At 68.5% G+C, this 10,926-nt stretch carries 8 protein-coding genes and 1 rRNA gene; 4 read left to right on the top strand and 5 right to left on the bottom strand.

Annotation, left to right across the window (positions count from 1 at the left end; genetic code table 11):
* The 3 genes from D5S19_RS21420 to dnaE all read right to left on the bottom strand — a co-directional run.
* Positions 1–104 (bottom strand): 16S ribosomal RNA (locus tag D5S19_RS21420); the annotation flags it as partial.
* Between the two features lie 434 nt (positions 105–538).
* Positions 539–1,729 (bottom strand): low temperature requirement protein A, encoded by a 1,191-nt coding sequence (locus D5S19_RS21415; RefSeq protein WP_120025144.1) that lies wholly within the window; start codon positions 1,727–1,729, stop codon positions 539–541.
* Between the two features lie 477 nt (positions 1,730–2,206).
* Positions 2,207–5,794, bottom strand: a complete 3,588-nt coding sequence (gene dnaE / locus D5S19_RS21410; RefSeq protein WP_120025143.1) for a DNA polymerase III subunit alpha — start codon at positions 5,792–5,794, stop codon at positions 2,207–2,209.
* 312 nt (positions 5,795–6,106) lie between these two features.
* Here dnaE and D5S19_RS21405 point away from each other — a divergent pair, with 312 nt between their 5' ends.
* Genes D5S19_RS21405 through D5S19_RS21395 form a run of 4 tightly spaced genes read left to right on the top strand, consistent with a single transcriptional unit; the run spans position 6,107 to position 9,567 of the window.
* Positions 6,107–6,784 (top strand): FadR/GntR family transcriptional regulator, encoded by a 678-nt coding sequence (locus D5S19_RS21405; protein WP_120025150.1) that lies wholly within the window; start codon positions 6,107–6,109, stop codon positions 6,782–6,784.
* The gene (locus D5S19_RS32070) at positions 6,781–6,936 is read left to right on the top strand and encodes a hypothetical protein (protein ID WP_158605583.1); all 156 of its coding nucleotides are present in this window, start codon (positions 6,781–6,783) and stop codon (positions 6,934–6,936) included. The genes D5S19_RS21405 and D5S19_RS32070 overlap by 4 nt, the downstream gene beginning before the upstream one ends.
* A complete protein-coding gene (locus D5S19_RS21400) occupies positions 6,933–7,895 on the top strand; it encodes an asparaginase (RefSeq protein WP_120025142.1) in 963 nt (320 codons plus the stop codon). The genes D5S19_RS32070 and D5S19_RS21400 overlap by 4 nt, the downstream gene beginning before the upstream one ends.
* Before the next feature lie 46 nt (positions 7,896–7,941).
* Positions 7,942–9,567 carry a CocE/NonD family hydrolase gene (locus D5S19_RS21395; RefSeq protein ID WP_120025149.1) on the top strand — a complete coding sequence of 542 codons (1,626 nt, stop codon included), beginning with the start codon at positions 7,942–7,944 and terminating at the stop codon, positions 9,565–9,567.
* A 75-nt stretch (positions 9,568–9,642) separates the two neighbouring features.
* Here the strand turns inward: D5S19_RS21395 and D5S19_RS34330 are convergent, their stop codons facing one another.
* Together D5S19_RS34330 and D5S19_RS21385 are read right to left on the bottom strand one after the other, a co-directional pair.
* Entirely contained in the window at positions 9,643–10,029 is a 387-nt protein-coding gene (locus D5S19_RS34330) for a metallophosphoesterase family protein (protein WP_120025141.1), read from the bottom strand.
* Between the two features lie 267 nt (positions 10,030–10,296).
* The gene (locus D5S19_RS21385) at positions 10,297–10,914 is read right to left on the bottom strand and encodes a GntR family transcriptional regulator (protein ID WP_120025140.1); all 618 of its coding nucleotides are present in this window, start codon (positions 10,912–10,914) and stop codon (positions 10,297–10,299) included.
* Between the last annotated feature and the right edge of the window lie 12 nt (positions 10,915–10,926).

Raw genomic sequence — 10,926 nt, 5'->3', positions numbered from 1 at the left:
CCGTTCGCCACTCATCCACACCCGAAGATGCTTCAGCGTTCGACTTGCATGTGTTAAGCACGCCGCCAGCGTTCGTCCTGAGCCAGGATCAAACTCTCCAACAATGAATGAGTCAATCCAGACTACATAATGTAACCTCAAAGGAAACCCCGACGAGGGGTTTCAAAACATAAAAGCTCTACTGGCTTAGTTCACTAGCACACTGTTGAGTTCTCAAGCAACACACCCACAACCAACCCGCAAGCGAGCCGATCATCAGCGTTGTTTCAAGCTATTTTCCCCCGAGCCATACCAGCTCGCACTGCGAAGCTCAAGGCTTCATCGGCGACTGGTTCAGCTCCGGAGGTTTGGGACCACCCACTCTACCACCAGTGTGGGAGCTTGGTTCGTGACCCCGGCGGCCGCCCGGTCTCCCTGGCGACGAAGAGAAGATTACATGCCCCGCAATAGCCCGCGAACAGGGGGGTCCCTTTTTTCGCGCCAAGCCCCTGACCTGCCTCGATCCGGCGCACTCAGCCAGATCGAGGCGAACAGGCCTTCAGGCGGCCCGCCGCTCCCCGTGTGTGGCCACCACCGTCACGGCCACGAGTCCCGCGGCGAGGACGGCCGTCAGGTGGATCGGGGCCGGGCCGAACGACGCGCCCAGGATCAGCAGGGCGGCGACCGGGAAGCCGACGGCGATCGGGCGGCATTCGTTCGTCGGACCGATGTGCAGGAGCCAGACGCTCAGCAGGAAAACCGCGACCGGGACGGTCACGGCCAGCGCGGTCGCGGTGCCGCCCAATTCGGTGTGGTGACCGGCGAAGTCCACGGCCAGTTCCAGGCCGCTGCCCACGGCGGCGGCCGAGCCGAAGATCAGGTAGTGGCCGTATCCCCAGCTCAACGCGGTACGGAGGGAATCACCACGGGTCAGGCGGGCGTGGCCGGGGCGGTCGAAGTACAGCCACCACATCGAGAACACGAGCACCAGCCCGGCCACGGCCAGCGAGACGAGATCGCCGGTGTGCGCGCCCGCGGCGAAGCCTTCCTTCACCGCGTTCGTCGCACTCAGCACGGTTTCGCCGAGCACGATCAGTGTGAACAGGCCATAGCGTTCGGCGATGTGGTGCGGGTGCCAGGTCGTGCCGGCGCGGCTTTCGGCCAGCAGCGGTACGGCGAACTCCAGCAGGACGAGTACGAGGAAGGTGGCCAGGGCCAGTGACTCGGGCAACGCGAGCCGGGCGATCCACAACACCTGTACGACTGTGATCCCGATGGCGTACGCGTACGCCGTCTTCGCCGTCTCAGGGGACTGACGTGCCGCGCGCAGCCACTGCACGACCGCGGCGAGCCGAAGCAGCACGTACCCGGCGACGACCACGTCGTAGTTCCCGTCGAAGGCGCGGTCGACTCCGGCGGCGACAGTGAGGCCCCCTGCGATCTGTACCAACGTCGCGAGGCGGTACGGCACGTCGTCGGTGTCGAAGGCCGAAGCAAACCAGCTGAAGCTCAGCCAGCCCCACCAGACGGCGAAGAAGACCATCGCGAAGCTGAGTACGCCGTGTCCGACGTGACCTTCGCCGAGCGCGTGGTGCAGCTGGGCCGCGGCCTGCCCGACGGCGACCACGAAACACAGGTCGAACAGCAGCTCCAGCGGTGTGGAGGCACGATGTTCCTCCTGCCGGTCCCGCGGCCGCATCGGCCGATACCACGGCCGGGTCCGCCCGGCCGGCGACGCTTCGTGGGCCATCCGTGCTCCCCGTTTCGGCTCGATTCCGGCCCATCCCAGCATGCCCGGGTCACCGAGGCGAACGGAAAACCGAAGCGAACGGAAAAGGCGGGCCCGGTTCCCCCTCTACCAGGCCCGCCCCTGCCTTCACCGCACTCGATCGCCCCCCAGGGCGCTCCCGGCGGTCGCCGTACGGTCCCCCGCGGACGCCGACGATCTCTGCCCGGGAGGTGACCTCGGGTGTCCACTCCCCGTTGTTACGGACTCCCTCGGCCTTCCCGGCCGGTCGACCCATCCCCGGTCGACCGATCGAATTGCCACTGTAGGTAGCGAAAGTGTCGTTCTGAAGGCCCCATAAGGTGTACTCGGTTGCTCTGAGTAGCGCCAGGGCTGGTTACGGGCTATCACTCGGATGGAGCATCACCTGGTGGCGGAAAGTAGTTCACCGATAGTACTCGGCGAGAGTGATCGACTCACCTGGCGTCCGGGGCCGTGACCTCAGCTGTTCGCGGTGATCCCGCGGATGCCCTTCAGCTCGCCGATGAGCATCGAACTGACCTTCACCGGGTAGTCGTATAGCGCGAAGACGGTCTGGTTCTTGCCGACGAGCTTGAGGTGCACCGGGGTCTCGCCCTTGTGGGCGAGCAGCGTGGACTTCAGCTCGCTGACCACGGACTGGTCGATCTTCTCCGCCGCGGCCAGCAGCACGAGCGGGGGGTCTTCGCCGCCGCTGCCGACAGCGGACAGGTCCAGCGGCACCAGACCGCCCCCGAACACCGACATCTTGTCCTCACGCCAGTTCACCCGGCCCTTGACCAGCACCGCGTTGTCCTCCACCAGATCCGCAGCGAACATCGAGTACGCCTTCGCGAAGAACAACACCTCCAACGCCGCATCCATGTCCTCCACCGTGCAGATCGCCCACGGCTCCCCGTTCTTGTTCACCCGCCGCTCCAGCGACGTCACCAAACCCGAGATCACGACCTCGCCCTCCCGCGGCGGATCCGCCAGCAACGCCGCGATCGACCGCGGCGCATGCTTGCGCAGAATCCGCTCCGCCCCGTCCAGCGGATGCGCCGACACATACAACCCCAGCATCTCCCGCTCATACGCCAGCAACTGCTTGCGCGGGTACTCCTCCTCACCGAACTTCAGATGCGCCAGCGGAGACGCCGACGGCGCCGCCTCCCCCGCACCGTCCTCCCCACCGAACGAACCGAACAGATCGAACTGCCCCATCGCCTCCTGCCGCTTCAGCGGCACCACCGCCTCCACCGCATCCTCATGCACCTGCACCATCGACAACCGCGTGTACCCCATCGAGTCGAACGCACCGGCCTTGATCAACGACTCCAGCACCCGCTTGTTACACGCCACCAGCTCCGACTTGTCCAGGAAATCAACGAACGACGAGTACTTTCCCTTCCCCTCCCGCGTCGCGATCACCGACTCCACCACGTTCGCCCCGACATTCCGGACCGCACCCAGCCCGAACCGGATGTCACCCCCGACTGCCGCGAACCGCAACGCCGACTCGTTCACATCCGGCGGCAACACCCGGATCCCCAACCGCCGGCACTCCGACAGATAGATCGCCGACTTGTCCTTGTTGTCCCCCACCGACGTCAGCAACGCCGCCATGTACTCCGCCGTGTAGTTCGCCTTCAGATACGCGGTCCAGTACGCGATCAGGCCGTACGCGGCCGCGTGCGACTTGTTGAACGCGTACCCGGCGAACGGCAGAATCGTGTCCCACAGCGCCTTGACCGCCTCGGACGAGAACCCGCCCGGCACCAGCGCGCTGGCCCGCATCCCCTCTTCGAAGCCCTCGTACTCCTTCTCCAGGACTTCCTTCTTCTTCTTGCCCATCGCGCGCCGCAGCGTGTCCGCTCGGCCCATCGTGTAGTCCGCGACCTTCTGCGCGATCTGCATGATCTGCTCTTGGTACACGATCAGCCCGTAGGTCTCGGCCAGGATCTCCCGCAGCGGTTCCTCCAGCTGCGGGTGGATCGGCTTGACCTCCTGCCGGTTGTTCTTCCGGTCGGCGTAGTCGTTGTGCGCGTTCATGCCCATCGGGCCGGGCCGGTACAGCGCGAGCACCGCGACGATGTCCTCGAACCCGGTGGGCTGCATCCGGCGCAGCAGATCGCGCATGGCGCCACCGTCGAGCTGGAACACGCCGAGTGTGTCCCCCCGGCCGAGCAGCCGGTACGCCTCGGGATCGTCGAAGCCGAGGCGGTCGAGGTCGATCTCCTCGCCGCGGTTGGCCTTGATGTTGGCCAGCGCGTCGCCGATGACGGTCAGGTTGCGCAGGCCCAGGAAGTCCATCTTCAGCAGGCCGATGTTCTCGCACGACGGGTAGTCCCAGCCGGTGATGATCGACCCGTCGTCGCGCTGCCACACCGGGATCGCGTCGGTGAGCGGCTCGCTGGACATGATCACCGCGCAGGCGTGCACGCCGGCGTTGCGGATCAGGCCTTCCAGGCCGCGGGCGGTGTCGAAGATCGTCTTGCACTCTTCGTCGGTCTCCACCAGCGTGCGGACCTCGGCGGCCTCGGCGTAGCGCTCGTGCTTCGAGTCGACGATGCCCGACAGCGGGATGTCCTTGGCCATGATCGGCGGCGGGAGCGCTTTCGAGATCTTGTCCGCGATCGAGTAGCCGGGCTGGCCGAAGTGGACCCGGGCGGAATCCTTGATCGCCGCCTTGGTTTTAATCGTGCCGAAGGTGATCACCTGTGCGACCCGGTCCGCGCCGTACTTCTCCGTGGCGTAACGGATCATCTCGCCGCGGCGGCGGTCGTCGAAGTCGATGTCGATGTCGGGCATGGACATCCGTTCCGGGTTCAGGAACCGCTCGAACAGCAGCTTCTGAGGAATCGGGTCCAGGTTCGTGATGCCCAGCGCGAACGCCACCAGCGCGCCGGCCGCCGACCCCCGGCCGGGACCGACCAGGATGCCGACCTCACGGGCGTGCTGGATGAGGTCGGCCACGATCAGGAAGTAGGCCGGGAAGCCCTTCTGCTCGATCACGCCGAGTTCGTAGTCGCACCGGTCCTCGTAGCCGTCCGGGACGCCCTCGGGGAACCGCCACTTCAGGCCCTCGGCGACCTGGTGGCGCAGCCAGGAGGCCTCGTCGTGCCCGTCCGGCACGTCGAACACCGGCATCCGGTCCTTGTGCGCGTACACATCCCCATACGACTGCACCCGCTCCGCGATCAGCAACGTCGAATCCGCCGCGCCCGGGACCTCCGTGTCCCAATACGCCCGCATCTCCTCCGCCGACTTCAGGAAATACCCGTCCCCGTCGAACTTGAACCGCGTCGGATCATTCAGCGTCTTCCCCGCCTGCACACACAACAACGCCGAATGCGTATCCGCCTGATCCTTCGTCACATAATGCGAATCATTCGTCGCCAACGGCCGCAAATCCAGCAACCGCCCGACCTCCAGCAAACCCTCCCGCACCGACCGCTCGATCGGCAGCCCGTGATCCATCAACTCCAGAAAGAAATTATCCGCCCCGAAAATATCCTTGTAATCCGACGCCGCCTGAATCGCGGCCTCCCGCTGCCCCAGCCGCAACCGCGTCTGCACCTCACCCGAAGGACACCCCGTCGTCGCGATGATCCCCGCCGCGTTCTCCGCGATCAGCTCCCGATCCATCCGCGGCTTCCGGTAATATCCCTGCGTCGACGCCAGCGACGACAACTTGAACAGATTCCGCAGCCCCGCCGCGTTCTCCGCGAGCATCGTCATATGCGTATACGCACCACCACCGGAGACGTCACCACCCTCACCGAACTCGTCCGACCCCCGCTGGCTCGCCTGCCCCCAGAACACCGGCTTCTTGTGAAACCGGCTCTCCGGCGCCACATACGCCTCAATACCGATAATCGGCTTCACACCATGCTTCTGCGCCGTCTGATAAAACTCATCCGACCCGTACATGTTCCCATGATCGGTCATCCCCACCGCCGACATCCCCAACCGGGACGCCTCCCCGAAGAGCGCCCCGATCTTCGCCGCACCATCCAACATCGAATACTCGGTGTGCACGTGCAAGTGGACGAAAGAATCGTTCGACACCGGCGAAAACCTCCCCTAAGCGGACGGAATCCAGGCTCCTGCGGCGGCGCGGCCCGGGGCTGCCACCCTAGTCCCGCGCATCCGCCGCGGCGGGAACGGCCCCGGGGCGATGGCCGTCGCCTGGCATCCTCCCTCGCGCACCGCTTTCCGGCGAGGTGCCCCGCCGGGCCGGGCGGCGAAAATCCTGCGTGCGGGCGGGACGTGTGGGGAAGGACACGGCGCTTGACTCCGGCCGGACGGGGACCGCACGATCGCGGGGTGAACCTGTCCGACAGCCGGATGGCCGGACCGCTCCCGCGGCGGATCAGCGCCATGGAGGCGGTGCTGACCCACCTGCGCGAGGCCATCGAGCGCGGCGACCTCACGGCCGGCGACCGGCTGCCGTCCGAGGCCCAGCTGAGCCGGGAGTACCAGGTCAGCCGGTCGGTCGTGCGGGAGGCGCTGCGCGGGCTGCAGGCGCTCGGGCTGACCGTCTCGCGGACCGGGCGAGGCACCTTCGTCACTGCGAGCGGCCCGCCGGAGAACCCCACGTTCGGAGGCTATTCGGCGCAGCACCTGCTTGAGGCGCGCCGCCACGTCGAGGTCCCGGTCGCCGGATACGCCGCGCTCCGGCGCAGCGACGAGGAGCTGGCGCGCCTGACCGGGTTGGCCGACCGGATGGACGCCGAGACCGGCGAGGCCGCGTGGGTGGCGCTGGATTCGCAGTTCCACGTCGCGATCGCGCGGGCCTCCGGCAACCCGGTGTTCGCGAAGGTGATCGAAGAGATCCGCGACGCACTCGCCCGGCAGTCTGCGTTCCTGAACCGGCTCGGCGACCGGCGGAGGGCTTCGAACGACGAGCACCGGCGGATCGTCGCCGCGATCACCGAGCGTGCCGAATCCGTTGCGGTGGCGGAGATGGCCACGCACCTCGACCATGTCGAGCAGACGTTGATCACGATCGTGCGGCCCGCCCGCGAGACCGACGCAGAAACGAGACCGACCGCGTGACCGAACAAACCCTGCCCTCCACCAGTACCGACGAAGCGGGAGGGACGGCCGGCGCGCGCGAGTTCATCAGCGAGAAAGGCGCGTACGTCGCCGGCTGGTTCTTCGTACGCAAGCGGATCGGCATGAGCGCGTTCGAGCGGGCCGAGTCATGACCCCGGCCCACCGCGCACCGCGCCACGTGCCCTTGGTCCACCTGCTACGCGACGGCATGGTCGAAGGCGTGCACCACGGTTCGGTGGTGGTACTGGCACAGGACGGTTCGACCGTGTTCGAGGCAGGCGATCCGGACGTCGCGATGTACCCGCGTTCCACCGCGAAACCGTTACAGGCCACCGCGATGGCCCGGCTGGGGCTGAGGCTCGGCGCGTCCGGGTTCGCCATCGCCGCGGCCAGCCACTCCGGCGAGCCGATGCATCTTGCCGCGGCAGCGGAGACGCTGGCCGGCCACGGGCTGGACGAGGACGCGCTGGGCAACCCCGGCGATCTCCCGTTCGACCCGGTCGAACGGGACGCCTGGGTGGCCGCGGACCGCAAGCCTTCGCGGCTCGCGCACAACTGCTCCGGCAAGCATGCGGCGATGCTCGCGACCTGTCGGGAACGGGGCTGGGACCTCGCGGGTTACCTCGACCCCGGACATCCGCTGCAGCAGGCGATCCGCGAGACCGTCGAAGACCTCACCGGGGACGCCGTGGCGCGAGTGGCCGTGGACGGGTGCGGCGCGCCGCTGTTCGCGGTGTCGCTGCGCGGCTTGGCCCGAGCGGCGGCGCGGATCGCCACCGCCCCGGCGGACAGCCCCGAAAGGCTTGTCGCGGAAGCGATTCGGCAGCAGCCCGAGCTGGTCGCCGGTACCCGCCGCGACGTCACCGGCTTGATGCGGGCAGTGCCGGGGCTGATCGCGAAGGACGGTTTCGAGGCCGTCCAGCTCGCCGCGCTGCCCGACGGCACGTCGATCGCGGTGAAGATCGCCGACGGTGGCGACCGTGCCCGCAAGGCCGTGCTGGCCGCCGCGCTGGCGTACGCGGGCGTCCGCGAAGAGGTGCTCGCGCCGTACCGGGATCCCTGCTTGCAAGTGATCACCGGACTCGCCACCCCGCACGCCGTGGAGGGGTAGCTTCGGAAAGGTCCGTGGAAGGAAAGGCTGGCGTGTGCTGAAGAGAATCATCGACCGGGTCACTGACCGTTTTCTCGGCCTGCCGGTGGCCGAAGGACCGGCGCCGGTCCTCGTCAAGGGCCTGCGCATCCCGATGCCGGACGGCGTGCACCTGATCGCCGACCGGTACGTCCCGGCCGGGATGCACTCCGGGCCGGTGGTCCTGATCCGCACGCCCTACGGCCGCGGCATGCCCATCGGCAAGCTGCTCGGCGAGACCTTCGCCCGGCACGGCCTGCAGGTGGTGGTGCAGAGCGTCCGCGGCACCTTCGGTTCCGAGGGCGAGTTCCGGCCGTTCCACACTGAGCGGGAGGACGGCCTCGCCACCGCCGAATGGCTGCGCGCGCAGCCCTGGTGCGACGGCAGGCTCGGCACGGCGGGGCCGAGTTACCTCGGGCACACGCAGTGGGCGATCGGCCCGTACCTGGACCCGCCGCTGGAGGCCATGTGCCTGGCCGTCACCAGCTCGGAGTTCGCGACCATGTTCTACCCGGGCGGCGGGTTCGCCACGGACAACCTGGTCTCCTGGACCGCGACCATCAGCCGGCAGGAGGAGCGGTTCGCCGGGCTGCCGAACCCGCGGCAGCAGCGCCGCACCCGGCAGGCGATGGCGCATCTGCCGATGAGCGGCGCGGACGTCGCCTCGGTCGGCCGCCAGGTGCAGTTCTTGCAGGACGTGGCCGCGCATGCGGAACCTGGTGACGACTACTGGGCGATCTGCGATCACACCGACCAGGTCGCCGGGCTGACCGTGCCGGTCACCATGTCCACCGGCTGGTACGACCTGTTCATCCGGCGGCAGCTGCTGGACTTCCGGCTCCTGCAGGACGCCGGACGCGGCCCGCGGATCACCGTCGGCCCGTGGGCGCACAGCGACCTGGGCGGGATCCGGGCGCTGATGCAGGATCAGATCTCGTTCCTCACCGCGCAGTTCAGCGGCAACCACACCGAATTGCAGCGCGCGCCGGTACGGATCTTCTTGCAGCAGGCCGGTTCCTGGCTCGACTTCGACCATTGGCCGCCGCCGGCCACCGCGACACCGATGCACCTGCGTCCGGTCGGCGGGCTGGGCGAGGCGGTGACCGGGACTGCTGCGCCGACCCCGTTCACCTACGACCCGGCGGATCCGACCCCGGCGGTCGGTGGCCCGCTGCTGACCGGCGACACCAAGCAGAAGGACAATTCCGCGGTCGAAGCCCGGGACGACGTACTGGTGTTCACCGGCGAGCCACTCGCCGCGGACCTCGACGTGATCGGCGACGTGTCGGCGACCGTCCACGTACGCACCGAACTCGGCGACGCCGACGTGTACGTGCGGCTGTGCGACGTCGACACCGCCGGGGTCTCGCGCAACGTCACCGACGGGATCCTGCGGCTGCGGCCAGGCGTGCCGGCGGCCGATGAGGACGGCATCGTCCGCGTCGAGGTGGAGCTGGACCCGACCGCGTACCGCTTCCGCCGCGGCCACCGTCTGCGCGTGCAGGTGGCCGGTGGCGCGTTCCCGCGGTTCGCCCGCAACCACGGCACCGGCGAGCCGGTCACTTCGGCCGTCTCGGGCAAGCCGAACCGGTTCGAGGTGTTCCACGACGAAACCCGGCCCTCACAGGTGATGCTGCCGATCTTCACCCCGTGACCGCCCGCTGATGGGTGGTGAGCCGCCCGTCGTCGTGCAGTACGTGCAGCAGCAGTTCCGGTGGGTGGCCGCGAGTCACCGGGCCGCCCTCGGCCCAGTCCCGATCGGAGCCGGGTTCGCCCGGCAGCAACGAGCCGGAGACCACGCCGGGAGCGGGATTCCGGCGAAGGTCGTGGCAGCGCCGGTATGCACGTGCCCGCACAACAACGCGGTCACCGTGGGATGCCGCCGCAGCACCTCGGCGAGCCGGTCCTCGCCGGTCTGACGGATCCGGTCGACCGGCGGCACACCCACTTCCACCGGCGGAAGGTGGCAGGCGACCAGTGCCGGTCCGTCGTGGCCGGAGAGCACGGCGTCGAGCCAGCTCAGCGTTTCGTCGGCAAGGTATCCGACGCCGCGACCGGGGATCGTCGAGTCGCAGGCGGCGATCAGTACGCCGCCTGCTTCGACCGCCGTGTTCACCGGCTTGTCCCCGGCGTGCCCGCCGAGCAGCGCCTCGCGAAACGGGCCGCGCGCGTCGTGATTGCCCCACCGGCGCCGTGTGCTGGAGCAGCTCCGCCGCGCGCCGGTATTCCGCGAGCAGCCCGTGGTCGGTGAGGTCGCCGGTGACGACCACCGCGGTCAGCGGGACCTCGCGCAGGTGTCCGAGCACGGCGGCCGCGCGGGCGTCGGCGCGTTCCCCACCGTCGAGGTGGAGGTCGGACAGATGCGCGAAAATCCGCATTGCGGTCAGCTCCTTTCCAGCAGCGCCAAGGCTTTCACCCAGTTCCGCACGAGCAGCGCGGACGCCGTGGGCAGGTCGCCCGCGCGCAAGGCCTCGGCGATCCCCCGATGTTCACCGATGCTTTCCGCGACCCGCGAAGGCCCACTGAGGTACCGCGACTCGTAGCGTTTCAGCAGCGGTTTCGTCTGCTCGATCAAGCGCAGCAGGTGTGGGTTGCCGCAGCGGGACAGCAGCAGCGCGTGCCATCGATTGTCCATTTCGGACAGTTCCGGTCCGGTGCCCGCCTCGGCCATCTCCTCGGCCAGCCGGTCCAGTGCGTCCGCCACAGTGGCCAGTTCCAGTGGCGGGCTCCAGCGCAGCGCGAGTGCTTCCAGCTCCGCGATCAGCGGGTACAGCCGGCGCGCCTCCTCCGGGTCGAGCGGCGCGACCAGGAAGCCCCGGCCCGGCGCGGCCACCAGCAGCCCGCGGTCGGCGAGCCCGATCAGCGCCTCCCGCAGCGGGGTGCGGCTGACCCCCAGCTCCCGGGCGAGATGCACCTCGTTGATCCGGTCGGCGAGCCGGCCGTCGAGCACCCGGGCGGTGATCTCGTCGAGCAGATCGCCCCGCAGTGGACGTTTCGTCATGCTCCAGTATTG

The sequence above is a fragment of the Amycolatopsis panacis genome (genome assembly GCF_003600245.1).
Taxonomy (GTDB): domain Bacteria; phylum Actinomycetota; class Actinomycetes; order Mycobacteriales; family Pseudonocardiaceae; genus Amycolatopsis; species Amycolatopsis sulphurea.
Note: the sequence above shows the minus strand (reverse complement) of the source record. Positions and strands in the feature narration are given on the sequence as shown.

Coding starts and splice junctions, on each gene's coding strand:
- D5S19_RS21405 (WP_120025150.1), top strand. CDS start 6,107: ATGGAGGCGGTGCTGACCCACCTGCGCGAGGCCATCGAGCGCGGCGAC.
- D5S19_RS21400 (WP_120025142.1), top strand. CDS start 6,933: ATGACCCCGGCCCACCGCGCACCGCGCCACGTGCCCTTGGTCCACCTG.
- D5S19_RS21415 (WP_120025144.1), bottom strand. CDS start 1,729: ATGGCCCACGAAGCGTCGCCGGCCGGGCGGACCCGGCCGTGGTATCGG.
- D5S19_RS21385 (WP_120025140.1), bottom strand. CDS start 10,914: ATGACGAAACGTCCACTGCGGGGCGATCTGCTCGACGAGATCACCGCC.